At 73.7% G+C, this 25,258-nt stretch carries 21 protein-coding genes and 1 tRNA gene; 12 read left to right on the forward strand and 10 right to left on the reverse strand.

The features are described from left to right. Positions 1–51 precede the first annotated feature (51 nt). From ACSU53_RS02970 to ACSU53_RS02995, 6 genes are all read right to left on the reverse strand, one after another. Positions 52–1,500 carry a flotillin family protein gene (locus ACSU53_RS02970; protein WP_437024590.1) on the reverse strand — a complete coding sequence of 483 codons (1,449 nt, stop codon included), beginning with the start codon at positions 1,498–1,500 and terminating at the stop codon, positions 52–54. Between the two features lie 222 nt (positions 1,501–1,722). After that, a complete protein-coding gene (locus ACSU53_RS02975) occupies positions 1,723–2,232 on the reverse strand; it encodes a hypothetical protein (RefSeq protein WP_437024591.1) in 510 nt (169 codons plus the stop codon). 364 nt (positions 2,233–2,596) lie between these two features. Then, a complete protein-coding gene (locus ACSU53_RS02980) occupies positions 2,597–3,211 on the reverse strand; it encodes an Rv1733c family protein (protein ID WP_437024592.1) in 615 nt (204 codons plus the stop codon). A gap of 143 nt (positions 3,212–3,354) precedes the next feature. Then, on the reverse strand, positions 3,355–4,158 hold the full coding sequence (locus ACSU53_RS02985) for a rod shape-determining protein (protein WP_437024593.1): 804 nt from the start codon (positions 4,156–4,158) through the stop codon (positions 3,355–3,357). Positions 4,159–4,288: 130 nt separating this feature from the next. After that, complete coding sequence (locus ACSU53_RS02990; RefSeq protein ID WP_437024594.1) at positions 4,289–4,660, reverse strand: TraR/DksA family transcriptional regulator; 372 nt, start codon at positions 4,658–4,660, stop codon at positions 4,289–4,291. A 51-nt stretch (positions 4,661–4,711) separates the two neighbouring features. Beyond that, a complete protein-coding gene (locus ACSU53_RS02995) occupies positions 4,712–5,038 on the reverse strand; it encodes a TraR/DksA family transcriptional regulator (protein ID WP_432058016.1) in 327 nt (108 codons plus the stop codon). Between the two features lie 242 nt (positions 5,039–5,280). On the opposite strand from ACSU53_RS02995, the gene ACSU53_RS03000 reads away from it, so the two are divergent. The 4 genes from ACSU53_RS03000 to secD all read left to right on the forward strand — a co-directional run bounded on the left by ACSU53_RS03000 (position 5,281) and on the right by secD (position 9,803). Beyond that, positions 5,281–6,279, forward strand: coding sequence for a HAMP domain-containing sensor histidine kinase (locus tag ACSU53_RS03000; RefSeq protein WP_437024595.1), 999 nt, complete (start codon positions 5,281–5,283; stop codon positions 6,277–6,279). Continuing rightward, positions 6,276–6,944 carry a response regulator gene (locus ACSU53_RS03005; protein WP_437024596.1) on the forward strand — a complete coding sequence of 223 codons (669 nt, stop codon included), beginning with the start codon at positions 6,276–6,278 and terminating at the stop codon, positions 6,942–6,944. The genes ACSU53_RS03000 and ACSU53_RS03005 overlap by 4 nt, the downstream gene beginning before the upstream one ends. Continuing rightward, a complete protein-coding gene (locus ACSU53_RS03010) occupies positions 6,941–7,360 on the forward strand; it encodes a hypothetical protein (RefSeq protein WP_437024597.1) in 420 nt (139 codons plus the stop codon). The genes ACSU53_RS03005 and ACSU53_RS03010 overlap by 4 nt, the downstream gene beginning before the upstream one ends. A gap of 70 nt (positions 7,361–7,430) precedes the next feature. Further along, positions 7,431–9,803, forward strand: a complete 2,373-nt coding sequence (secD, locus tag ACSU53_RS03015; protein WP_437024598.1) for a protein translocase subunit SecD — start codon at positions 7,431–7,433, stop codon at positions 9,801–9,803. Between the two features lie 159 nt (positions 9,804–9,962). Here the strand turns inward: secD and ACSU53_RS03020 are convergent, their stop codons facing one another. After that, positions 9,963–12,119 (reverse strand): ABC transporter transmembrane domain-containing protein, encoded by a 2,157-nt coding sequence (locus tag ACSU53_RS03020; protein ID WP_437024599.1) that lies wholly within the window; start codon positions 12,117–12,119, stop codon positions 9,963–9,965. Between the two features lie 339 nt (positions 12,120–12,458). Here ACSU53_RS03020 and ACSU53_RS03025 point away from each other — a divergent pair, with 339 nt between their 5' ends. The 6 genes from ACSU53_RS03025 to ACSU53_RS03050 all read left to right on the forward strand — a co-directional run bounded on the left by ACSU53_RS03025 (position 12,459) and on the right by ACSU53_RS03050 (position 20,960). Continuing rightward, positions 12,459–13,358: a lysylphosphatidylglycerol synthase transmembrane domain-containing protein gene (locus ACSU53_RS03025; protein ID WP_437032996.1), complete on the forward strand. Its 900-nt coding sequence runs from the start codon at positions 12,459–12,461 to the stop codon at positions 13,356–13,358. A 289-nt stretch (positions 13,359–13,647) separates the two neighbouring features. Next, entirely contained in the window at positions 13,648–14,745 is a 1,098-nt protein-coding gene (locus ACSU53_RS03030; RefSeq protein WP_437024600.1) for a mechanosensitive ion channel family protein, read from the forward strand. A gap of 156 nt (positions 14,746–14,901) precedes the next feature. Continuing rightward, positions 14,902–17,124 carry an NADP-dependent isocitrate dehydrogenase gene (locus ACSU53_RS03035; protein ID WP_437024601.1) on the forward strand — a complete coding sequence of 741 codons (2,223 nt, stop codon included), beginning with the start codon at positions 14,902–14,904 and terminating at the stop codon, positions 17,122–17,124. Positions 17,125–17,483: 359 nt separating this feature from the next. Further along, positions 17,484–18,833 (forward strand): bifunctional o-acetylhomoserine/o-acetylserine sulfhydrylase, encoded by a 1,350-nt coding sequence (locus ACSU53_RS03040; protein WP_437024602.1) that lies wholly within the window; start codon positions 17,484–17,486, stop codon positions 18,831–18,833. Continuing rightward, entirely contained in the window at positions 18,830–19,987 is a 1,158-nt protein-coding gene (metX, locus tag ACSU53_RS03045; RefSeq protein ID WP_437032998.1) for a homoserine O-acetyltransferase MetX, read from the forward strand. The genes ACSU53_RS03040 and metX overlap by 4 nt, the downstream gene beginning before the upstream one ends. A 175-nt stretch (positions 19,988–20,162) precedes the next feature. Further along, positions 20,163–20,960 carry an N-formylglutamate amidohydrolase gene (locus ACSU53_RS03050; protein WP_437024603.1) on the forward strand — a complete coding sequence of 266 codons (798 nt, stop codon included), beginning with the start codon at positions 20,163–20,165 and terminating at the stop codon, positions 20,958–20,960. A gap of 239 nt (positions 20,961–21,199) precedes the next feature. On the opposite strand, the gene ACSU53_RS03055 is transcribed toward ACSU53_RS03050, so the two are convergent. Then, positions 21,200–21,679, reverse strand: a complete 480-nt coding sequence (locus tag ACSU53_RS03055) for a hypothetical protein (protein WP_437024604.1) — start codon at positions 21,677–21,679, stop codon at positions 21,200–21,202. Positions 21,680–22,262: 583 nt separating this feature from the next. Then, positions 22,263–22,336, reverse strand: a tRNA-Pro gene (locus ACSU53_RS03060). Positions 22,337–22,489: 153 nt separating this feature from the next. Here ACSU53_RS03060 and ACSU53_RS03065 point away from each other — a divergent pair. After that, a complete protein-coding gene (locus ACSU53_RS03065; protein WP_437024605.1) occupies positions 22,490–22,843 on the forward strand; it encodes a cupin domain-containing protein in 354 nt (117 codons plus the stop codon). On the opposite strand, the gene ACSU53_RS03070 is transcribed toward ACSU53_RS03065, so the two are convergent. Then, a complete protein-coding gene (locus tag ACSU53_RS03070; RefSeq protein WP_437024606.1) occupies positions 22,827–23,900 on the reverse strand; it encodes a LacI family DNA-binding transcriptional regulator in 1,074 nt (357 codons plus the stop codon). The two genes, ACSU53_RS03065 and ACSU53_RS03070, sit on opposite strands and share 17 nt — an antisense overlap. A gap of 111 nt (positions 23,901–24,011) precedes the next feature. Here ACSU53_RS03070 and ACSU53_RS03075 point away from each other — a divergent pair, with 111 nt between their 5' ends. Next, positions 24,012–25,187, forward strand: a complete 1,176-nt coding sequence (locus ACSU53_RS03075; RefSeq protein ID WP_437024607.1) for a Gfo/Idh/MocA family protein — start codon at positions 24,012–24,014, stop codon at positions 25,185–25,187. The last annotated feature ends 71 nt before the right edge of the window (positions 25,188–25,258 follow it).

Here is a 25,258-nt window from a genome sequence, read left to right on the forward strand (position 1 = left end):
CGCGCGGTGCCCCGGACGCCGTGGGGCGTCCGGGGCACCGCGGGCGGAACGTCACTCGGTGATGTCGACCTTGCCGTGGCCGGCGTCGGAGGCCGGGGCGGCCGCGGCCGGAGCCGCCGCCGGTGCGGCCTTCCCGCGCTGGGCGAGTCCCTGGAGCAGCTGCCCGAGGTCCACGCCGGTGGTGGAGCTGAGCAGTTCCATGCCCTGGGCGACGTTGTCGGCGACCGTGCGCGGCAGCTGGCCGGCACCGTCGGTGGAGATCACCGTCAGCTTGTCGACCGCGGACAGCGGCTCGGCGGCCTTGCCGACGACCTGCGGCAGCACCTCGACCAGCATCTGCAGCACGGCCGCGTCGCCGTACCGCTCGAAGGCGTCGGCCTTCTTGTGCATCGCCTCGGCCTCCGCCGCGCCCTTCGCGGCGATGGCGGCGGCGTCGGCGTCACCCTCGATGCGGACGGCGTCGGCGAGCGCGGCGCGCTGCGCCTTCTCGCCCTCACCGGTGAGCCGGGCCCGCTCGGCGGCCGCCTCGGCCTCCTTGACGAGCGCGATGCGCCGGGCCTCGGCCTCCTGCTCGGCCTGGTAGCGGGCGGCGTCGGCGGGCTTGCGGACCTTGGTGTCCAGTTCGCGGTCGGTCAGGGCGGCCTGCCGGGTGGCGACCTTCTCCTGCTCCCCCAGGACCTCCTGCTGGCGGGCGGCCTCGGCGAGCGGTCCGGCTGCGGCGGCGCGGGCGGCGGCCTCGTCGGTCTCGGCCTTGATCTCGGCCTGCTTCAGCGCGAAGGTGCGCTGCGCGATCGCGATCTCCTCCTCGGCCTTGAGCCGGGCCTGCTCGGAGGCGCGCCGGGCGACGGCCTCGGCGATGTCGGCCTCCTGCTTGGCGCGGGCGGCCTCGGGGCGCCCCAGGTCCTCCAGGTAGGAGCCCTCGGTGGTGATGTCCTGGATCTGGAAGGCGTCCAGGACCAGGCCCTGGCCGGACAGGCTGGCCTCGGCCTCCTCGGCGACCTGGCCGGCGAAGGCGGCCCGGTCCCGGATGATGTCCTCCACGGACATCCGGCCCACGATCGAGCGCAGCGCGCCGGACAGGACCTCCTGGGTGAACCCGACGATGCCGTTCTGCTGCATCAGGAACCGCTGGGCGGCGGCGCGGATCGAGTCCTCGGTGCCGCCGACCTTGACGATGGCGACGCCCTCCAGGTTGGCCTTCACGCCGCGCAGCGTGACCGCGCCCCGGACGGCCACGGGGATGTGCCGGCTGGAGAGGTCGAGGGTGAACTTCTGCTGCACGAACGGCACCACGAAGACGCCGCCGCCGACCACGACCTTCTGACCGCTGTTGTCGGTGAAGATGCGGCCGGTGTCGGGGTCGGTGGACTTCTTGCCGCGTCGTCCGGTGACGATGAACGCCTCGCTCGGACCGGCGACCTTGTAGCGGGTGACGACCACGAGGGCCAGCAGGACCAGGAGTACGACGACTCCGATCACGGCGATCAGTACAGGGCTCATGTGACTGTGGATCCCCTCAGCCTTCCCGGGGGGACGGCGAATCGAATCTGCGGCGGACAGGGACGGCCGGGTACGGACGAGGCGTGCCGGCCGGGACGGACGGTGCGGGCGGTGGCCCGCGGCGGACGGTGACGAGGGACGGGGTGCGGAGGGACGGCCGCGGGCGGTGGGCCCACGGCGGACGGACGGGTACCCAGGGTGCGGGCGCCGGCCCGCGGCGGGTCAGCGTTCGACCGGGCGGACGGAGACGGAGGTGGCCGACAGGGCCGATTCGACCCAGACCTCGGCGCCCCGCGCCACCGGCACCGGGCACTTGGCCGCCAGCTTCAGCGGCTGCCCGGCGAGGTACACCATCACCTCGCCGTACCCTCCTGCCGGGATGGCGGTCACCACCGAGGCCGAGGACCCGACGAGGTCCCCGCCGCGCGGTGCGGCGGCGTCCTGATCACTCATCAGGGCGCGGCTGAAGCGCCAGGTCAGCCAGCCGGCGGCCACCCCGGTGAGGACGCCGACGGCCGTGGCGCCGGTGACGCCCAGGCCCGTCGTCCCCAGGGTGATGGCCCCGCCGAAGCCGAGCATGGACACGAATCCGGCGATCACCGGCAACGACAGGAACCCGTCGAGCATCCCGTCCAGCACACCGCCGAACAGGCCCTCCAGGACCCCGTCGAAGATCAGCGAGAACAGCAGCACGACCAGGCCCGCGATGCCGAGACCCACAAACCAGTTCATCCGGGCCCCGCTTCCACTCGACGACCTCCCGCCTCTCCATGGTGTCATGGACCGCGCGAACCGTTCATTGCCTGATTCCGGCAGTCTTTACGCGTTCTTGATGCCGCCTTGCCCCGGAGCTGCCCGTTCCGGCCGCGGACGGCGGCCCGCGTCGCGTCACGTGGAGCGGGGAACGCCCGCCGCGGGGTGCCGGCCACCGGGGCACGGAGCACGGGTCGGGGCCGACCCGCCGGAACCGTTGCCCGGGCCCGGCAGTCCCCGGCCGGGGCGGTCGCCGGGACGGCCGGAAGGTGTGGCACATCGGCGTTCGGGCGCCGGTGGAAGTCCCTCACCACCGGGGCCCGCTGACGCGTGCGGCGCGGGCTCAGGTGGGCGGCGTCCAGTCCGGTGCCGTCCTGGCCCAGGCGGCCTCCCAGGCGGCGAGGTCCCGGCGGCTCAGCCCGTGGCGGACCGCCGCGTGGGTGGCCGCTCCGGCGAGGACGACGCCGAGGGCGGCCAGCAGCGCCCAGCCCATGCTGCGGCTGCGGACGTCCCGGCCGGTCAGCGGTGCTTCGGTGGCCTCGCCCTCGGCGGTGACCCAGATCCGCAGCGGACTGCCGGCGGGCATGCCCGGGGGGACGTCGGCGGTCGTGATCCGGGTGCGCCCCTCCCGGGTGACGACGCGGACCTGAGCCGGACGGCGGGTCTCCTCGTCCTCGTCCGACCCGGCTTCCGGGCGGCGCGGGGCGTCGCGGAGAAGGGTCGCGGTCGTCTCGTGGCGGGTCTGCGCCTGGTGCCGGGCGACGGAGTCGTAGTGCCGGTGCGCGAGGTCGGCCGCCACCACGGCGGTCACCGGGGTGACGACCAGCACGGCCGCCGGCACCCCCAGCCCGAACCAGAGGCGCAGCGCGTCCGTGCGGCGGCGCAGGGGGTTGCGCCGCCGGGGCGTGCGCCCGCGGGGCCGGCCGGGGCGCTCTGCGGGAGGTGTCTCGCCCGCCACGTGGGCTCCTTCCGGAGGGGCGCAGGTGGAGAAACACGAGGAACAGGGGGAACAGGGGGAACGGAAAGGGACAGGGGGAACGGAAGGACGGCGGCCCGGCCGGGCAGGCGGAGGACGGGCGCCGGGCCGGGGCAGGGCCCGGCTCAGACGGCGCCGGAGGCCGACGGGTGGTGGTGCTCGGCGGCGAGCAGGCCGGCCGCTCCCCGCACCGCAGCGGTGTGCGGTGACGTCACCGGCTGAACGGGGCAGCCGAGCCGGCCGGGCAGGCCGTGGGTGACGTCGGGGCGCAGGGCGCCGCCGCCCGACAGCAGGACGCCCCGGCGCAGGGCGGTACGGGTCACCGAGGTGCGGTCCTGCCGCAGCATGGCGGTCACCATCTCGACCACGGCGTCGGTGATGCGTTCGGGGGGCGTGCCGTCGCCGAGGTCGTCGGTGCCCAGCGCGGTGCGGCGGGCGTCGGTCACCGCGCCCCCGGAGAGCAGCACCACCTCGGTGAGGTGGGCCCCGATGTCGGCCACGAGCAGCGGCCTGGCGTCGTCGGCGCCCGCCGCCAGGGCCACCGCCCGCGCGCCCGGGACGGTGATGACGGCGCGCGGGCGGAGGATCTCGACCGCCGTACGGGCCTCGGTCCGGAAGGCGAGGCCGTCCAGGACCGGGGCCGTGACGACGACCAGGGGGCGGCCGAACCGCGGCATGCGGTGGCCCAGCAGCCGGTCGAGCATGCGGGCCGCGCCGGCGGTGTCGACGATGGTGCCGCGCTGGATCGGGTGGATGGCTCCGTTGCCGGGGAAGGTGACCGTGGGGACGTCCAGGACCATGCCCCGGCCGGCGATCCAGGCGCGGGTGCGGGCGCTGCCGAGGTCGAGGGCGATGCCGGCGCAGCGCCGGCACAGCGGCCAGTGCGCGTGCCGCCCGGAGACCGGCCGGGTCCGCCGGGTGACGGTCACGGGACGGTCCTCCGTTCGGTGCGGTGACCCTGCGTGCGGTGGCCCTGCGTGCGGGGCCGGCCCGGGCGGGAGGTGGCCGCCCGGGCCGGGGGCCGCGCCGGTGCGAGGGGGCGCGGCCGGTGCGCAGTGGTCATCGTGCGGCCTCCCGCACCTGCTGGCAGCGGGCGCAGTAGCGGGCCTGGGGCACTATCAGCAGGCGCTCCCGCTCCACCGGGCGGCGGCACAGGTGGCACCTGCCGTAGGTGTCCGCGGCCATGCGGTCGAGGGCCGCCTCGACGTCGGCGAGCACCATGCGGGCGGACGCGGCCAGCCGGACGCCGACCTCGATCTCGCCGGCGTCCCGCTCCGGCAGCCGCTCGGCCCGCGGCTGCGGGTCCGCGGCGAACTGCCGCAGCTGTTCCTGACGGAACAGCCGTTGCTCCAGCAGGTTCTCGCGCAGCGCTGCGAGGTCCTCGGGTGTGAGGACCGTGTTGTGCTCACCGATGGTCTGGTGGGTCACCACTGCACCCCTTGCGCTCAGTGGAGAGGAGGACGACGGACCCGGCGGCCGGTGTCAGGCCGCGCGGCGCTGGCAGGCGACGCAGTGCCGGGTGTGCGGCAGGATCTCCAGGCGCTCCGGCGGCACGGGCTTGGAGCAGCCCAGGCAGGTGCCGTAGGTGCCGTCCTCGACGCGCGCGAAGGCCTCCTCGATCTCGGTGAGAACGCGCTGGATCGATTCCTTCTGGTTCGACATCAAGTGGTCGTCGGCACTTTGCCCCGATTCGTCCAGGGCCTTGAGCTGGGCGAGGCGCGTTGATCGGGCGTGCTCCAGGCGGCGACGGATCTCGTCCGAGGCCGGGTTGTCGGTACGCGCTTCGGTCCGGGGCAGGTCCAGCGACACGAAGAAGTCCTCTCTGAAGAAGGAAAAGGGGGTGGTGTCTTCACCATGGCCGCAAGTCCGTCCGGCGCCCATCGGGCCTGGAGCCCATCTGTGCGGGGTCGCAGGACCCACCCCGCCCGGCCGGGGTAGTGTGCCGGGGGGAAAATGGGCCGGGGAGCCCATGGACGCGGGGGTGAGGCCCTCCACTCCGGCCGCTGCCCGACGGGGCGGGAGGCCACGGCCGCCGCCGGCACGGCGCGGTGATGTCGACAGTGAAGCCGGACAAGGAAGAGGAAGGCGATACCTCGGTGTCCCTGTACTGGCGGATCTTCGGCCTGAACGCGGTGGTGCTCGGACTCGCCACGGCCCTGCTGCTGTGGGCCCCGGTGACGGTGTCGGTGCCCATCCTGCTGACCGAGGCGGTCATCCTGGTCGGCGGCCTCGCCGTCATGCTGGTCGCCAACGCCACCCTGCTGCGCATCGGGCTGGCCCCGCTGGACCGGGTGACCCGGCTGATGGCCACGGTCGACCTGCTGCGGCCCGGTCAGCGTCTGCCCGTGCACGGCGGCGGAGAGGTCTCCGACCTGGTCAGCACCTTCAACGCGATGCTCGACCGGCTGGAGAAGGAGCGGGCGGCGAGCAGTGCCCGCGCGATCCTCGCGCAGGAGGCGGAGCGGCGCCGTATCGCGCAGGAGCTGCACGACGAGGTCGGGCAGAGCATGACGGCGATCCTGCTGGCCCTCAAGCGCGCCGCCGACGAGGCGTCCGACCCGCTGCGCGAGGAACTGCAGCAGGCGCAGGAGATCACCCGGCTCAGCCTGGACGAGGTCCGCCGGCTCGTGCGCCGGCTGCGCCCGGGGGTGCTGGAGGACCTCGGCCTGGTCAGCGCCATCGCCTCGCTGGCCACCGAATTCGCCACCCATACCGGTCTGCGCGTGCTGCGCGGTTACGATGCCGACCTGCCCGCACTGGACCAGGAGACCGAGTTGGTGATCTACCGTGTGGCGCAGGAAGGACTGACCAACGCCGCCCGGCACGCCGATGCCAGTACTGTCCGGGTGAGCCTGCGCAAGGGGGACCACTCGGTCGTGCTGGAAGTGAGCGACGACGGCCGCGGCATCGGTGTGGCCCGCGAGGGCGCGGGGATCCGCGGAATGCGGGAACGCGCGCTGCTGCTCGGGGCCACACTGGACATCAGCCCCGTGTCACCGTCCGGTACCCGGATCCGGCTCACCGTGCCCGCCGTCAGGAAGCAGTCATGAACCACCAGGAAGACCCGGACAGGATCCGGATTCTGCTCGCCGACGACCACGCCCTGGTCCGTCGGGGGGTCCGGCTCATCCTGGACCGGGAGCCGGACCTGCAGGTGGTCGCCGAGGCCGGGGACGGCGCCGAGGCCATCGCGATGGCCCGCACCCACGACATCGACCTGGCCGTGCTGGACATCGCCATGCCGCGGCTGACCGGTCTGCAGGCGGCGCGTGAACTGTCCGCGCTCAAACCCGGCCTGCGCATCCTGATGCTGACGATGCACGACAACGAGCAGTACCTGTTCCAGGCGCTCAAGGCGGGCGCGGGCGGATACGTGCTGAAGTCCGTCGCCGACCGGGATCTGGTCGCCGCCTGCCGGGCGGCGATGCGGGACGAGCCGTTCCTGTACCCCGGGGCGGTCACCGCCCTGATCCGCAACTACCTCGACCGGGTCCGCCACGGCGAGGAGGCGCCCGAGCAGCTGCTGACGCCGCGCGAGGAGGAGGTCCTGAAGCTGGTCGCCGAGGGGCACTCCTCGAAGGAGATCGCCGAGCTGCTGTTCATCAGCGTCAAGACGGTCCAGCGGCACCGGGAGAACCTGCTGAGCAAGCTGGGGCTCCGGGACCGCCTGGACCTGACCCGGTACGCCATCCGCGCGGGACTCGTCGAGCCTTGATCACCGACCGGCCGGGACATGCCGCCCGCCTTCCGCACCGCGCCGTCGCCGCCCTGCTGGCCCTGACGGCGGCCCTGCTGACCCTCGCCTTCACCGACGGTGCCCGGCTGGTGCCCGCCGGGCAGCCCGCGTCCCCGGACGCGCCGGCGGTCCCGGCGGCCTCCTTCGAGCCGTACGACAGCCATGCGCACACCGACGAGGCGTACGCCGGCAGCGGCACCGTCCTGCTGCGGTCGCTGCGCGACGCCGGGGAGCGCACCACGCCGTCCGGCCAGCTCCTGTTCACTCCCCCGTACACGCCGCGGCTGCCGAACGGGCCGGCCCGGCCCGCTCCGGCGGCCGGGCACGGGCCGCCCGTCGCCGCGTTCGTGCCGTCGGACCTCGGCCGGGCGCCGCCGCCGTCCTCCAGCACATGAGAGTCCCCGTTCTTCCCTCTCTCCCCCGCCGCGCCCGTCGTCGGCCGCGGTGTGCCCGCTGGAGGCACCAGTGAAAAGTTCCACATCGAAGAGCTCCTCGGCGAAGAGCTCCAACCGGCTCAGGGCGTTCTTCGCGTTCGCCGTGGTCGCCCTGGCCGTGTTCATCGCCGCCACCGTTCCGGTCCGTCTCGGGCTGGACCTGCGGGGCGGCACCCAGATCGTGCTGGAGACCCGCTCCACCGAGACCACGAAGGCCGACGCCGCGGCGACCGACCGCGCGCTCGAGGTCCTGCGCGGCCGGGTCGACGCGCTCGGCGTGGCCGAGCCGTCCATCGTCCGCTCCGGCGAGAACCGGATCATCGTCGAGCTGCCGGGTCTGCAGGACCCGCGCAAGGCCGCCGAGGTCCTGGGCCAGACGGCCCAGCTGACCGTGCACCCGGTGCTGGGCGCGGAGACCGGCGAGGCGCAGGACAAGCCGGACGACAAGGGCGAGCGCGTCCTGGCCGACGAGGACGGCCAGCGGCTGCGGCTCGCGCCCGCGAAGATGACCGGTGAGGACGTCAAGGACGCCGAGGCCGGCTTCGACCAGCAGAACGCCGCGGGCTGGTTCGTCACCGTGGACTTCAAGAACGACAAGGACTGGGCCAACCTGACCGGGGAGGCCGCGTGCAACCCCGAGGGCGACCCCAAGCGCCGGGTCGCGATCGTCCTCGACAACAAGATCATCTCGTCGCCGCAGGTCTCCCCGACCGTCGCGTGCAAGGCCGGCATCACCGGCGGCAGCACCCAGATCACCGGTTCCTTCAGCAGCGACGACGCCAAGGAACTCGCCCTGCTCATCAAGGGCGGCGCCCTGCCGGTGCCGGTCGAGACGGTCGAGCAGCGGACGGTCGGCCCCACGCTGGGTGCCGAGGCCATCGAGGCCAGCGCCTGGGCCGCCCTGGTCGGCACCGCGCTGACCGCGCTGTTCATCATCGTCGTCTACCGGCTCATGGGTCTGCTGGCGACGGTCGCCCTGGCCTGCTACGGCGTCATCTCCTACGCCGGTCTGGCGGCGCTCGGCGCCACCCTGACGCTGCCCGGCCTCGCCGGTTTCGTGCTGGCCATCGGTATGGCCGTGGACGCCAACGTGCTCGTCTTCGAACGGGCCCGTGAGGAGTACCACAACCGGAACCGGGCCAGCAGTCGGTCCGCGCTCACCGCCGGTTTCAAGGGCGCCTTCAGCGCCATCGCCGACTCCAACGTCACCACGCTGATCGCGGCCGCCCTGCTGTTCTTCCTCGCCTCCGGCCCGGTCAAGGGCTTCGGCGTCACACTGGGCATCGGTGTCCTCGCGTCCATGATCAGCGCCCTGGTGATCACCCGGGTGCTGGCCGACTTCGCGGTCCGCCGCCAGTGGGTGCACCGGCGTCCCCAGATCACCGGTCTGGCGTCCATCGGCCGGGTCCGTGAATACCTCACCCGCCGCAACCCGCAGATGATGAGCACCCCGCGCCGCTGGCTGGCGGTGTCCGCGGTCGTGCTCGTCGTCGCCGGTTCCGGCATCGTGGTGCGCGGGCTGAACTTCGGTGTGGAGTTCACCGGCGGCCGGCTCATCGAGTACTCCACCACCCAGAGCGTCGACCCCGACGACGCCCGGTCCGCCCTGGCCGACGCCGGGTTCCCGCAGGCCGTGGTGCAGGAGTCGGGCGACAAGCAGCTCACGGTGCGCACCGAGGAGCTGACCAACCAGGAAGCCGTCAAGGTCCAGGAGGCCGTCGACAAGGTCGGCGGCGGCGCCGAGAAGGTCCGCGACGAGCTGATCGGCCCGAGCCTGGGCGACGAACTGCGCCGCAACGCGCTCATCGCGCTCGGTCTGGCCCTCGCCGCCCAGCTGGTCTACCTGGCGTTCCGGTTCCGTTGGGTGTTCGGCACCGGCGCGGTGAGCGCGCTGGCGCACGACGTGATCATCCTCACCGGTATCTTCGCCTGGCTGGGCAAGCCGATCGACGGCGTGTTCCTGGCGGCGCTGCTCACCGTGATCGGTTACTCGGTGAACGACTCCGTCGTGGTCTTCGACCGCATCCGCGAGCTGTGGCGCAAGGACGGCAAGGCACCGCTGGGCGACGTGACCAACACGGCGATCCTGCAGACCGTGCCGCGCACGGTCAACACCGGTATCGGTGTGCTGTTCATCCTGTTCGCGCTGGCGCTGCTGGGCGGTGACTCGCTCACCGACTTCGCGCTCGCCCTGCTGATCGGCATGCTGGTCGGCACCTACTCGTCGGTGCTGACCGCCTCGCCGCTCGCCGTCGAGCTGGACGCCCACTCCCGTGGCGGCAAGGGCGGCAGGTCCCGTGGGCGTGGCAGGAGCCGTAGCCGCGGCGGCTCGGCGCCGGCGAAGGCCGGTGCCGGCGACTCCCGGACGGACGGCCGGACGAAGGCCGTCAGCCAGGGGAAGTGACCCCGGGAGGTCCGTGAGGGCCTCCGGACGGCAGCACGGCGCCGTCGCCCGCCCCGGCCCGGGAGCGGGCGGCGGCGCCGTCGTCGTGTGCGGGGCTCTCGGGGGCGTGCTGGGCGCCCGCCTCCGGGCCCTGTATCCGGGGCACGTCGCCCGGAGGCCTCACACCGGGGTGGGGGCGGAGGAAGGGGCACCGGTGGCGGACGGGTCGTCGTCCCCGGCCGGGTCGTTCCCGTGGTGGGCAGGGTCGTTCCCCTGGTGGGCCGGGTCGTCCCCGTGGCGGGACGAAGGGTCCCTGCGGCCGGACGGGCCGGCACTGTGGTCGGACAGGTCGTCACCGTCATCGGACGGGCCGACACCATCGCCGGACGGGCCCGCACCGTCGTCGGACAGGCCGACATCGCCGTCGGACGGGCCCGCACCGTCACCGGACGGGCCGTCGGCGGCACCGGACGGGCCGTCGGACGCGAACTGTGTGCGGTACAGCTCCGCATAGCGTCCCTCGGCCGCCAGCAGGGACCGGTGGGTGCCGCGTTCCACGATCCGGCCGTCCTCCAGCACCAGGATCAGGTCCGCCGCCCGGACCGTGGACAGCCGGTGCGCGATCACGAGGGCCGTCCGGTCCGCCAGGGCTTCGGTGAGCGCCTCCTGCACGGCCGCCTCGGAGGTGTTGTCCAGGTGGGCGGTGGCCTCGTCGAGGACGACGACGCGCTGGCGGGCCAGCAGCAGCCGGGCGATCGTCATGCGCTGACGCTCCCCGCCGGAGAGGCGGTAGCCGCGTTCGCCGACCACGGTGTCCAGGCCGTCGGGCAGGGAGCGCACGAGGTCGTCCAGGCGGGCCCGGCGCAGGGCGTCGAAGAGGTCCGGCTCCGTGGCGTCGGGACGGGCGAGCAGCAGGTTGGCGCGGACCGTGTCGTGGAAGAGGTGGCCGTCCTGGGTGACCATGCCGACGGTGGCGCGCAGCGAGGCGGTGGACAGGTCCCGGACGTCGACGCCGCCCACCCGCACGGCGCCCGCGTCCACGTCGTACAGGCGCGGCAGGAGCTGCGCGATCGTCGACTTGCCCGCGCCGGAGGAGCCGACGAGGGCGACGGTCCGGCCCGGTTCCGCCCGGAAGGAGACACCGTGCAGGACCTCGGCGCCGCCGCGCGTGTCCAGCGCGGCGACCTCCTCCAGGGAGGCCAGGGACACCCGGTCGGCGGACGGATAGCCGAAGCGTACGTCCTCGAACTCGACGGCCACCGGGCCGTCCGGCACCTCGCGCGCGCCGGGCTTCTCCTCGATGAGCGGGCGCAGGTCCAGGACCTCGAAGACCCGCTCGAAGCTGACCAGCGCGCTCATCACCTCGACGCGGGCCCCGGCCAGTGAGGTGAGCGGGGCGTAGAGCCGGGTCAGCAGCAGGGCGAGGGCGACGACCGCCCCGGGTTCCAGGGCGCCGCGCAGCGCGAACCAGCCGCCGAGCCCGTACACCAGGGCCAGGGCGAGGGCGGAGACGAGGGTGAGGGCGGTGATGAACACCGTCTGGGCGGTGGCCGTGCGCACGCCGATGTCCCGTACCCGGCGGGCCCGTTCGGCGAACTGGGCCGATTCCTCCTCCGGGCGCCCGAACAGTTTGACGAGGGTGGCGCCGGGCGCGGAGAAGCGCTCGGTCATCCGGGTGCCCATGGCGGCGTTCAGCGCGGCGGCCTCGCGCTGCATCCGGGCCATCCTGCTGCCCATGCGGCGGGCGGGGACGACGAAGACGGGCAGCAGGACGAGGGCGAGCAGCGTGATCTGCCAGGACAGCGTGAGCATCACGGCGAGGGCGAGCACCAGGGTGACCACGTTGCCGACCACGGTGGACAGCGTGTTGCTGAAGGCCCGTTGGGCGCCGATGACGTCGTTGTTGAGACGGGAGACGAGCGCGCCCGTACGCGTGCGTGTGAAGAACGCCACCGGCATCCGCTGCACATGGTCGAAGACGGCGGTGCGCAGGTCGAGGATGAGTCCCTCGCCCAGCGTCGCCGACAGCCGCCGGCCGAGGATGCCGAGCGCCGCCTCGGCCAGGGCGATCAGCGCGATCAGCAGGGCCAGCCGCACGACGGTGCCCTCGTCGCCGCCGGACACGATGGTGTCCACCACCCGGCCGGCCAGGACGGGGGTCGCCACGGCCAGCAGGGCCGTCGCCGTGCCGAGCAGCACGAACAGGATCATGCGGCGGCGGTGCGGGCGGGCGAACGCGCCGATGCGCCGGAGGGTCTCCCGGGCGAAGGGGCGCCGTTCCTCCTGGGCGGTCATGACGCTGTGCAATTGTGTCCAGGCCGTTGTCTCCATGCTCATGGGCGAGACGGTACGACCTCAAGCATCATTGAGGTCAACACCCGCCCGCCCCGGCCCCGTCCCCCGCGCGCCCCCCGCCCGTCCCCCGTAGCCGCCCGCTGCCCGGTGCCCCTCTCGTCCGGTGCCCCGTTCCCGTCCCCGCCGCGCTCGCCGCCCCCTCCCCCGGGCGCCGGTCCCGCCCCGGCCGGTGCCTCCTCCCCGTGTGAAGCGAAGGTCCGCATGACGCTCTCCCAGCAGCTCTCCGTCCGTCGGCCGCCGTCCACTTCGCCGCAACCCTCCGTCGACGTGCGGCCGCCACGCTCCGGCACCGTGCCACGGACGATCCGCCGGATCCTGTGTGTGCTGCCGCTGCTGCTGGTGACCGTGGTTGCGGTGCGGCACCGGTCGGTGCTCGCCGAGGGGTTCGCGCACCTCGGCCAGGCCCGCTGGACCTGGCTGCTGGCCGCGGTGGGGGCGACCTGCCTGACCTGGCCGGCCGCCGCGTGCACCCGGCAGGGCGCGGTGCTCGAACGGCTGCCCGCGCGGCGGCTGGTGGCCACCCAGTTCGCGGCCGGCGCGGCGAACCACCTGCTGCCGACCGGGCTGGGGGCGAGCGCGGTCAACCTGCGGTTCATGACGGTGTGCGGGCTGTCCGCGGCGCGCTCCTCGGCGGCCCTCGCGCTGTACCTGCTGGCGGAGTCGGCCGGCCGGGTGGCCCTGCTGGGCGCGCTGCTGCTCGCGTGCCCCGGCGCGCTGCGCCCGGGTGAGCTGCTGCCCCCAGGGGCGTTCGGGCCGCTGCTGGTCGCGGTGGGCGGGGTGGCGGTGCTCGCGGTGGGCGCGCTGCTGTGCGTACGGCGGCTGCGGAGGGGCGCGTCGTCGTTCCTGCGGACGGCGCTGGGCGAGGCCCGGTCGGTGCACGCCCGGCCCGCCCGCGCGGTGGCGCTGTGGGGCGGTGCGCTGGTCTTCCCCGCGCTGCAGACGGCGGCGTTGGTGCTGGTGGCGCGGGCCCTGGCGCTGGACGTGCCGGTGGCGCACCTGGCGCTGGCGTACCTGGCGGCCACGGTCGCGGTCGCGCTGGTGCCCACCCCCGGCGGCCTGGGGTCGGTGGAGGCGGCGCTGGTGGTGGCGCTGGTCGCGGTGGGCGGCGCCGCCGCGGTGGCCACGGCGGTGGTGCTGGCCTTCCGCGTGATCACCGTGTGGCTGCCCCTGCTGCCGGGCGCCCTGACGCTGGGCGTGCTGGTGCGGTCGAAGGTGATCTGAGCGCGGCGGGGGCGGCGGGAGCGGCGCCGCGCCGGAGTGATCCGCACGACACCGCCGCCCGTCCGGCCGCCCGCTCCCGCGCCGGGCGGCGCGATGCCGCCGGGTCCGGCACGAACTCCCTTGGCGATACGGCAGGATGAGCGGTCGTGCCGGTCGCGGGTCCGCCGCCCGGCGCGCCGTCCTCTTCCCACCGGACCCTTCCGGGGACCTCCCGGAATCCCGAACAGGTGAACAACGTGACACACCTTCACATACCGTCGTCGAACCGCGCGTTCGCCGGAGCGGTGCGGTGACCCGCGCCCTCACCGTCGATGACCTGCTGTACGCGGGCATCGCCCTGGCGGCCGGTCTGCTGGCGGCCTTCCTGCTGCGGCTCCTGCTGCGCCGGCTGGCGCGGCTGGCGGAGCGCACCACCTGGCGCGGGGACGACGTCCTCGTGGACGCGCTGCACATGATCGCGCCGTGGGCGGCGATCGCGGGCGGTGTCGCCTCCGCGGCGGCTGCCCTGCCCCTGACCCGGACGGTGCAGCACAACGTCAACCAGGTGCTGACGCTGCTGGTGATCTTCGCCGCCACGGTGTCGGCCGCCCGGGTGGTGGCCGGACTGGTGCGGTCGGTCACCCAGTCCCGCTCCGGGGTCGCCGGGTCGGCGACGATCTTCATGAACATCACCCGGATCCTGGTCCTCGCGATCGGCTTCCTGGTGGGGCTGCAGACCCTGGGCATCTCGATCGCCCCGCTGCTCACCGCCCTCGGGGTGGGCGGTCTGGCCGTCGCGCTCGCGCTGCAGGACACGCTCGCCAACCTGTTCGCGGGCATCCACATCCTGGCCTCCAAGACCGTCCAGCCCGGCGACTACATCCGGCTGAGCAGCGGTGAGGAGGGCTACGTGGAGGACATCAACTGGCGGCAGACCACCGTGCGGGAACTGTCCAACAACCTGGTGGTCGTCCCCAACGGCCAGCTCGCCAAGACGAACATGACCAACTTCATGCGCCCCGAGCAGAAGCTGACCATCCTGGTGCAGGCCGGGGTGTCGTACGACAGCGACCTGGAGCACGTCGAGCGGGTGACCGTGGAGGTCGTCGCCGAGGTGATGACGGAGATCACCGGCGCGGTGCCCGAGCACGAGCCCGCGGTGCGCTTCCACACCTTCGGCGACTCGCGGATCGGCTTCACGATCATCCTCGGGGTCGGTGAGTTCAGCGACCAGTACCGGATCAAGCACGAGTTCATCAAGCGCCTGCACCGGCGCTACCGCGAGGAGGGCATCCGCATCCCGTCCCCGGCGCGGACCGTCGCGATCCAGCAGGGTACGGTCATGATCCCGCAGCAGCGCGAGCCGGAGCTCGCGCCGGACGACATGACACTGACCAGGCCCGTCTGACCGGCCGCCCGCCCGGTCCCCGCCACGCCGGCCGTGCCGCGTGGCGGGTGACCGGCCGGAACCCGCCGCGACTCGGCGTGGACCCCTGTCGAGCCCGGAGCGCCCACAAGATATCTTGATGTCGAGCAATGTTGCAGACGTGGAGCGGAGCACCCGGTGACTGACTCGACCATCATCTATACGCACACTGACGAGGCCCCGGCCCTCGCGACGTATTCCTTCCTGCCGGTGGTCCGGGCGTACGCCTCTCAGGCGGGTGTCGCCGTGGAGACGCGTGACATCTCGCTGGCCGGCCGCATCATCGCCGTCTTCCCGGAGTACCTGACCGAGGACCAGCGCATCCCGGACGCCCTCGCCGAGCTCGGTGAGCTGGCCAAGACGCCCGCCGCCAACATCATCAAGCTGCCCAACATCTCGGCGTCGATCCCGCAGCTCAAGGCCGCGATCGCCGAGCTGCAGGGCCAGGGCTACGCGCTTCCGGACTACCCGGACGACCCGAAGACGGACGAGGAGCGCGAGATCCGCGCCCGTTACGACAAGATCAAGGGTTCGGCCGTGAACCCGGTGCTGCGCGAGGGCAACTCCGACCGCCGCGCCCCGGCCTCCGTGAAGAACTACGCCAAGTCGCACCCGCACCGCATGGGCGCCTGGACCCCCGAGTCCAAGACCAACGTGGCGACCATGGGCGAGAACGACTTCCGCTCCACCGAGAAGTCGGCCGTCATCGCCGAGGACGGCGCGCTGCGCATCGAGCTGGTCGGTGACGACGGCACCACCACCGTGCTGCGCGAGTCGGTGCCCGTCCTCAAGGACGAGGTCGTCGACGCCTCCGTGATGCGCGTCGCCGCGCTGCGCGAGTTCCTGACCGCGCAGGTCGCCCGCGCCAAGCAGGAGGGTGTGCTGTTCTCGGTGCACCTGAAGGCCACGATGATGAAGGTCTCCGACCCGATCGTCTTCGGCCACGTGGTGCGCGCCTTCTTCCCGAAGACGTTCGCGCGGTACGGCGAGAAGCTGGCCGCGGCCGGCCTCAGCCCGAACGACGGCCTCGGCGGCATCTACAAGGGCCTGGACGCCCTGCCGGAGGGTGCCGAGATCAAGGCGTCCTTCGACGCCGAGCTGGCCGAGGGCCCGGAGCTGGCCATGGTCGACTCCGACAAGGGCATCACCAACCTGCACGTCCCCTCCGACGTGATCGTGGACGCCTCCATGCCGGCCATGATCCGCACCTCCGGCCACATGTGGGGCCCGGACGGCCAGGAGGCCGACACGCTGGCGGTCCTGCCGGACTCCAGCTACTCCGGCGTCTACCAGGCCGTGATCGACGACTGCCGCGCCAACGGCGCCTTCGACCCGTCCACCATGGGCTCGGTGCCCAACGTGGGTCTCATGGCGCAGAAGGCCGAGGAGTACGGCAGCCACGACAAGACGTTCGAGATCCCCACCACGGGCACCGTCCGCCTCGTCGACCAGGCCGGCAACGTCGTCCTGGAGCAGGCCGTCTCCACCGGTGACATCTTCCGCGCCTGCCAGACCAAGGACGCGCCGATCCGCGACTGGGTGAAGCTGGCCGTGACCCGCGCCCGCGCCACCGGCGACCCGGCCGTGTTCTGGCTGGACGAGGACCGCGCGCACGACGCCAACCTGATCGCCAAGGTGAAGCAGTACCTCACCGAGCACGACACCGAGGGCCTGGACATCCGCATCCTGCCCCCCGTCGAGGCGACGAAGCTGTCGGTGGAGCGCATCCGCCGCGGCGAGAACACCATCTCCGTCACCGGCAACGTGCTGCGCGACTACCTGACCGACCTGTTCCCGATCCTGGAGCTGGGCACCAGCGCCAAGATGCTGTCGGTCGTCCCGCTGATGGCGGGCGGCGGCCTGTTCGAGACCGGCGCGGGCGGCTCCGCCCCGAAGCACGTGCAGCAGTTGGTCAAGGAGAACTACCTGCGCTGGGACTCGCTCGGTGAGTTCTTCGCGCTGGTGCCGTCGCTGGAGCAGTACGCGGCGGCCACGGGCAACACCCGCGCCAAGGTCCTCGCCGACACCCTGGACCGCGCCACGGCGACCTTCCTCAACGAGGACAAGTCCCCGACCCGTCGCGTCGGCGGCATCGACAACCGCGGCAGCCACTTCTACCTGTCCCTGTACTGGGCGCAGGAGCTGGCCGCGCAGACCGACGACGCCGACCTGGCGAAGGCTTTCGCCCCGCTCGCCGAGACGCTCGCGGCGAACGAGCAGAAGATCGTCGACGAGCTGATCGCGGTCCAGGGCAAGCCCGCCGACATCGGCGGCTACTTCCAGCCCGACCCGGTGAAGGCCGCCGCCGTGATGCGGCCGTCCGCCACCTGGAACGAGGCGCTGGCGTCCCTGAGCAGCTGACGCCACCGCTCCCCCGCGAGCACGCGCACTCCGCCCCGGCCGGGCTTCCGGCCGGGGCGGAGCCGTGTCCGCGGGGAGTTCCCACGGTGTTCATGAACACCATGTGAAGAGAACTTCCACCAGTTGAGATGCCGTCTCATTTTCGTCGGGACGCGGCCTATCATCGAGCGTGTCACCTGCCGACACCCCGGTCGGGCACGTGTCACCGCACCGCCGGTGCGCCGCACCGGAAGCCGACGGCCGCGTCGGCACGTCGTCCCCGGCATCCGGTCCGGGAACGCCCGGTCGCGCCCGGCGCCCCACCGGAACGTCCGCGAACCCCCCACGGCCACGCGTCGCCACTTCGCCCGAGGAGCACCATGAGCCAGTCCACCGAATCCGCCGGCCACACGCCCGAGGGCGATGCCCCCGCCACGGCGGCCTGGTCCTTCGAGACCAAGCAGGTCCACTCGGGTGCCGAACCCGACCCCACGACCGGCGCCCGGGCGACCCCGATCTACCAGACGTCCTCGTTCGCCTTCCGGGACACGCAGCACGCGGCGGACCTGTTCTCCCTGGCGGAGCCGGGGAACATCTACACCCGTATCCACAACCCCACCCAGGACGTCTTCGAGCAGCGCGTCGCCGCCCTGGAGGGCGGGGTGGCCGCGGTGGCCCTGGCCTCGGGCCAGGCGGCCCAGACGCTGGCCCTGCTGACCCTCGCCGGGGCCGGCGACCACATCGTCTCGTCCGCCTCCCTCTACGGCGGCACCTACAACCTGTTCCGCCACACGCTGCCCAAGTTCGGCATCGAGGTCTCGTTCGTCGACAACCCCGAGGACCTCGACGCCTGGCGGGCGGCGATCCGGCCGAACACCAAGGCCCTGTTCGCCGAGACGCTGGGCAACCCGCGCGGCAACGTCCTCGACGTACGCGGCGTCGCGGACGTGGCGCACGACGCCGGTGTCCCGCTGATCGCGGACAACACGGTGCCCACCCCCTACCTGCTGCGGCCGCTGGAGCACGGCGCGGACGTCGTGGTGCACTCGGCGACCAAGTTCCTCGGCGGGCACGGCACCACGATCGGCGGCGTCGTCGTGGACGGTGGCACCTTCGACTTCGGCGCGCACGCCGAGCGCTTCCCGGACTTCACCGAGCCCGACCCCAGCTACCACGGGCTGCAGTACTGGCCCGCGCTCGGACCGGGCGCGTTCGCCGTGAAGCTGCGGGTGCAGCTGCTGCGCGACCTCGGCCCCGCGATCGCCCCGCACTCGGCGTTCCTGCTGCTCCAGGGCGTGGAGACGCTGAGCCTGCGCCTGGAGCGGCACTCGTCCAACGCGCTGGCGCTGGCCGAATGGCTGGAGCAGCGCGACGAGGTCTCCGTCGTCCACTATCCGGGCCTGCCGTCCAGCCCCTGGTACGAGGCGGCGCGGAAGTACCTTGCGAACGGTGCGGGCGCCATCGTCTCCTTCGAGCTGCGGGACGGCGTCGAGGCGGGCAAGCGGTTCGTCGACGGGGTGGAGCTGTTCAGCCACCTCGCCAACATCGGCGACGTGCGCAGCCTGATCATCCACCCGGCGTCCACCACCCACAGCCAGCTCGACGAGGAGCAGCTGGAGGCGACCGGGACGAAGCCCGGCCTGGTGCGGCTGTCGGTCGGCATCGAGAACCTCGCCGACCTCAAGGCCGACCTGGAGGCCGGGTTCCGCGCGGCGAAGGAGGCCTCCTGAGCACCGTGCTCCGCTCCGGGACCCAGGTCCCCCTCCCGCCGGCCTCCGGGGCCTGGCGGGAGGGGGACCCGCCCGGCCGGCGCCGCTGGCACGCCCTGGGCGAGCCGCTGCCGCTGGAGGCGGGCGGTGAACTCCCCGGCGTCCGGCTGGCGTTCGAGACGTGGGGCCGGATGGCTCCGGACGGCTCGAACGCCGTGCTGGTGCTGCACGCCCTCACCGGTGACAGCCACGCGGCGGGACCCGCCGGGCCCGGGCACCCCTCGCCGGGCTGGTGGGACGGCCTCATCGGCCCCGGGCGGGCGCTCGACACCGACCGCTGGTTCGTGGTCGCCCCGAACGTGCTGGGCGGCTGCCAGGGCAGCACCGGGCCGGCCTCGCCGCGCCCCGGCGGGGGACGCCCCTGGGGCGGCGCCTTCCCGTACCTGACCGTGCGGGACCAGGTCGCCGCCGAGGCGCTGCTGGCCGACGCCCTCGGCATCGACCGGTGGGCGCTGGTGGTCGGCGGCTCCATGGGCGGCATGCGGGCGGCGGAGTGGGCGGTGTCGTACCCGGAGCGGGTGGCGGGGCTGCTGCTGCTCGCCACGTCGGCGGCGGCGAGCGCGGAGCAGATCGCCTGGGCCTCGCTCCAGCTGCACGCGATCCGCTCCGACCCGCACTGGCGGGACGGCGACTACCACGGCGCGGCCCCGGGCGGCGGCCCGCACGCGGGACTGGGCCTCGCCCGTCGCATCGCGCACGTCACCTACCGCAGCGAACCCGAACTGGCGGCCCGGTTCGGGCGTCAGCCGCAGGGCACGGAGGACCCGTGGAAGGGCGGCCGGTACCAGGTCGAGTCGTACCTGGACCACCACGCCGCCAAGCTGGTCCGCCGCTTCGACGCGGGCAGCTACGTGGTCCTGACGGAGGCGATGAACGGCCACGACGTGGGGCGCGGCCGGGGCGGTGTGCGCGACGCGCTGCGCCGGGTGACCGCGCGCACGCTGGTGGCGGGCATCGACTCCGACCGCCTCTACCCGCCGGCCCAGCAGGACGAGCTCGCGGCACACATCCCCGGCGCCGACCGGCTCAGGCTGCTGGAGTCGCCCTACGGGCACGACGGTTTCCTACTGGAGGACGAGCAGGTCGGCGCACTCGTGCGGGAGTTGCTGGCGTAGGCGCGGAGGGCGGAGGGCCGACGGGAGGCGGACATCCGACGAGGGCCGGAGGTCCGTCGAAGGCCGGAGGCGGTGGATCCGCAGGCTGCGGAACCCCTGGGCCAGGGGCGTTGTCGGTGGCGTGTGGCACCGTGGTCGTGCCGTACCGCACCGACAACCCCCTGGAGGCACCCCCGTGACCGAGGTCCCGCCGCCGTTCGCGTTCCTCCCCGGCGACGCGGACTCGCCCGTCATCCTCCATGTGCCGCACTCCTCACGGGAGATACCCGCCGACGTGCGCTCGGCCATCGTGCTGGACGACACCGCCCTGGAGCGGGAGCTGGACCACATCACCGACGCCCACACGGCCGCGCTGGCCGGGGCGGCGGCCGGCCTCGCCGGGCGGAGACCGTGGCGGTTCGTGAACGGGCTGTCCCGGTTGGTGGTCGACCCCGAACGCTTCCCGGACGACCGGGAGGAGATGCTGGCCGTCGGCATGGGCGCCGTGTACACCCGGACCACGCACCGCGAGGCCCTCCGCCCCGACGGCTTCGACCCGGCCCCGCTGATCGAGCGGTACTTCCACCCCTACGCGCGGGCGATGACCGACGCGGTCGCGGACCGCCTCGCCGCGACCGGCCGCGCCGTGATCATCGACGTGCACTCCTACCCCAGCGCCCCGCTCCCCTACGAGCTGCACGGCGACGGCCCACGGCCGGCGGTCTGCCTGGGCACCGACGCCTTCCACACCCCGCCCGCCCTGCTGGACTCGGCCCGCGAGGCGTTCGCGCCGTGCGGAGAGACGGGGCTGGACACCCCGTTCGCCGGGACGTACGTGCCGCTGGAGTTCTTCGAAAAGAGGCCGGAGGTGTCAGCCCTCATGGTCGAGATTCGCCGCGACACCTACATGACCGAGCCGGGCGGCCCGGCGGGCCTCGGTCTGGACCCCCTCGCCACGGCCCTGGCCGCCCTGGTCGACGCGGCGTCCGGCTGACGGGCGGGCGGGCCGGTGTCGCTGCGACCCGGGGGCGGTCAGGCAGGTGCCGGTGCCGATGGCCGAGCCCCCACGCGCGTGCCGCAACGCCTCCGCACCGGGTCGGAGACCAACGGGGCGCCCTTCTCCGCCCGGCCGTCCAGCCGTCCGGCCGTCCGGGCCCCCACGCGGCACACGCCGAACGGACCAGGCCCCGGGCGTGCGCGGCCCTTCGGTGTTCTGCCGACGGAGGCAGCGGCTCAGCTCGTCCCGTCCCCGCCCGGACGCCAGGACGCGGACCGTTCGTCCCGCCCGGCCGGAGGCGGTGGTGCCCCCAGCTGCTCGGCGGGCCCGTCGTGCCGCGCGGTCCCGTGGGGCGAGTACGACGCGGGGGACACGCTCTGCGGCGAAGCGGCGGGGCGGGCTCCCCTGCGCGCGCCGGCGGCCCAGGACAGGAGGAAGCCCATGCCGGCGTTCCGGGGGATGTTGAGCCACAGGGGCGCCAGGTCCGCGGTGTCGGTCACCGCCTCCCACACGAGCATCGGCACCACCGCGACGACGACGCCCGAGACCAGCGCGATCCGCCGGGCCGTCGTCAGCCGTCTCCGCCCCCGGGCCGTGCCGGGCGAGAAGGCGCGGCCGCACAGCCAGCCCGTGAGCACCGCCGCGACGAAAACCGGAACGATGACGGACAGGTACGGCCGCTCACCGTGTTCCGAGACCAGCGAGGCGACGATCATGCCGGTCGCCAGGAGACCGAAGCATCCCCAGGCACCGCAGGCCGCGCTCCCCTCCGCAGGCGGGGCCGAGGTGCCGGCCGAAGCCTTCGGCGCCGGGGGCCGCTTCCTGTCCCGCGTCGCCTGTGCCGGGGGGCGTCGGACCGGCCCCGGGGAACGTCCGGGCCGGCGCACGGGGGGCGGGGGTTTGCGTCCGGTCCAGTAGGTCCGGGTGTGCCGACGTACGTAGGTCGTTCTCCCGCTGGGCAGGCGGCGCTTGTGGCCGCGTACCCACACGGGTGTCCTGCGTTTTCTCGCCACTCGGTTCTCCCCGGGTCCGGACCGTGGTCACGGCTCCCGGTGGAGCCGTCCCTCCCGAGAGATACTTTATATTGCAACGACTTCGGGGGAAGGCGCAGGTCATGCCTGTCCGGCCTCCCACCGCCCCGGTCCGGTACGATGCCCGCCCGCGCGGCCCGCTCCCCCGCCGTGTCCGATCGACGTGGCCCGGCGGCTGCCGGGCGCGGGTACCTGAGGGTGCCGGGGAACGAGGAAGGGCCGGTTTCGGATGCCTCCGAAACCGGCCCTTCCCCACGACTCCAGCGAGTCGGGACGACAGGATTTGAACCTGCGACCCCTTGACCCCCAGTCAAGTGCGCTACCAAGCTGCGCCACGTCCCGATGCGTTCCGCGCGGCGAACCGCGTGATCACGCAGGTCAACCCTACCCCATGCGCGAGGTGCGGCCGTCCCGCGACGAAGTGTCGGGGCCGCGGCCCGAAGTCGCACATCCTGTCGCTCCCGCGGGCGGGCCGGGGCGGTCTAGCGTCGGTGCATGACCGACAGCAGCTTCGCCCTCCGGATCGCCGACGCCGACCTCGCGCCCGAGCCGCTCGCCCCCGAGCAGATCGTGTCCGGGACCCCCGAGGTGACCGGCAGGGTGGTGTGGGAGTCGGCGGACGGGCGTCGGATCCGCGGGATCTGGCAGATCACCCCGGGCGTCGTCACCGACACGGAGGCCGACGAGATGTTCGTGGTGATCAGCGGCTCCGCGACCGTCGAGGTGGAGGGCGGGCCGACCCTGCGCGTCGGGCCGGGCGACCTGGCCGTGCTGCGGGAGGGCGACCGGACGACGTGGACCGTGCACGAGACGCTGCGCAAGGCGTACTGCATCACGCTCCCGGAGTGACGCCTCCCGACCCGGTCGGTGGGGGGCCGCTGGTGCCCCGGATCTCCAGGGCCGGCGTCACGAGCCGCACGCCGCCGGGGCCGCCCGGGTGCTCCAGCCGGTCGAGGAGCCGGCGCGCGGCGCGGCGGCCCACCTCGTGGCCGGCGCTGTCGACGGTGGTCAGCCACAGGTGGCGCAGCCGGGAGATGCTCGTGTTGTCGTAGCCGGTGACGGACACGTCGTGGGGGACGCGCAGCCCCAGTTCCTCGGCCGCCGAGAGGGCGCCGACGCCGGTGATGTCGTTCACGGCGAGGATCGCGGTGGGCCGGCCGGGGCGGCTGAGCAGGCGGACGGCGGCGCGGTAGCCGCCCTCCTCGGTCATGTCGCCGGGCTCGACGCGGCCCTCGTCGGCCAGGCCGTGGCGGCGCATCGTCTCCTCGAACGCGCGCTGCCGCAGGGCGCCCACGGCGCCGTATCCGGCGAGGTGCGCGATGCGCCGGTGGCCGAGGCCGATCAGGTGCTCGATGACCAGGCGGGTGCCGCGTTCGTCGTCGCCCGCGACCACGTCCACCTCCGGGGGCACGGGTTCGCGGGCGCCGGCCAGGACCACCGGGATCCGCTCGGCGACCGCCCGGAGGCCGTCCGGGTCGGGCAGCGTGCCCACCACGACCAGGCCGTCGACGCCCAGGTCCCGGAAGGGGTCCACGGGGTCCTGGCCGGTGCGGCGGTTGAGGCGGGCGTCGGTGAGCACCATCCGCAGCCCGCTCGCACGGAGCACGGAGTCGAGCCCTTCCAGGAGGTCGACGAACCAGGGATTGCGCAGGTCGTTGAGGATCACCCCGACCAGCGGGACGGTCCGCGGGCCGTCCGGCCCCGGGTGGGCGAGATCCGGCTGCCCGCGGCGCTCGCTGAGGCTGCGGGCCGCGGTGTTGGGCCGGTAGCCGAGTTCCCGCGCCGCCCGCAGCACGGCGTCCCGTTTCTCCGGCCGCACCGGGCCGGCGCCGCGCAGCACCAGCGAGACCAAGGACTTGGACACACCGGCCCGTTCGGCCACATCGCGGATCGTCGGCGCTCTCATGGGTTGGACCGTTCCATGCGGTGGATCCGCCGTCAAGCTCTTGACACCGCTGTGACGTGGCGTTCAGGGTGACCGGGACACGTTCTGGATCGGTCCAAAGAAGAGGCTCTCATGGTGGATGCGCTGGGCGTCGCCGTCGTCGGATTCGGCTGGATGGGGCGGGTGCACACCCAGGCGTACGCGCGCGTGGCGCACCACTATCCGCAGCTCGCTCTGCGCCCGGAACTGGTCGCGGTGGCGGAGGAGGTGCCCGGCCGGGCCGAGGAGGCCGCCGAGCGCTTCGGTTTCGCCTCCGCGACCCGCGACTGGCGCGAGGTGGCCGCCGACCCGCGGGTGCGGGCCGTCAGCATCACGGCGCCCAACTTCCTGCACCGCGAGATCGGTGTCGCCATGGCGGAGGCGGGCAAGCACATCTGGATCGAGAAGCCGGTCGGCCTCACCTCCGGGGACGCCCGCGCGGTGGCCGACGCGGTGGCGCGGGCGGGCGTGCAGGGTGCGGTCGGCTTCAACTACCGCAACGCCCCCGCCGTGGAGGCCGCTCGCGAGCTGATCGCCTCCGGCGGCATCGGCACCGTCACGCACCTGCGCATCCGGCTGTTCAGTGACTACGCCGCCCACCCCGAGGGCGCGCTGACCTGGCGTTACGAGCGGGAGCGGGGCGGCAGCGGCGTGCTGGGCGACCTCGCCTCGCACGGCGCGGACCTGGCCCGCTTCCTGCTCGGGGACATCGCCTCCCTCACCGCCGACACGGCCGTCTTCGTGCCGGAGCGGGCCCGTCCGACCGGGGCGACGGCCGGCCACTCCCGGGCGTCGGGCGGTGAACTCGGACCGGTGGAGAACGAGGACTACGTGAGCTGCCTGCTGCGCTTCGCCTCCGGAGCCCGGGGCGTGCTGGAGGCCTGCCGGGTCTCCGTCGGCGAGCAGAACAACTACGGTTTCGAGGTCCACGGCACCCGGGGCGCGGTCTTCTGGGACTTCCGCCGGATGAACGAGCTGGGCGTCAGCCGCGGCACCTCCTACCAGGACCAGCCGGTGAGCACGGTCCACGTCGGCCCGGGCGACGGGGAGTTCGCCGCGTTCCAGCCGGGCGCCGCCAACGCCATGGGCTACGACGACCTCAAGGTGATCGAGGCGTACCGCTTCCTCCGTTCGGTCGCCGAGGGCACCCCCCACGGCGCGACCCTGGCGGACGCGGTCCACAGCGCGGGGGTGCTGGACGCGATGGCCCTCTCGGTGGAGCGGGGGACGTGGGTGCCGGTGGGCGGGGAGGACGCTTCGGGCGGCTGAGCGCACCGGAGACGGCAGCAGTTCGCTGCTCCGTCCGCCGAGCGGCACGGGGCCCTGAGGCCGTGGGCCGG

The organism is Streptomyces sp. enrichment culture, from assembly GCF_964273255.1.
Classification (GTDB): Bacteria; Actinomycetota; Actinomycetes; order Streptomycetales; family Streptomycetaceae; genus Streptomyces.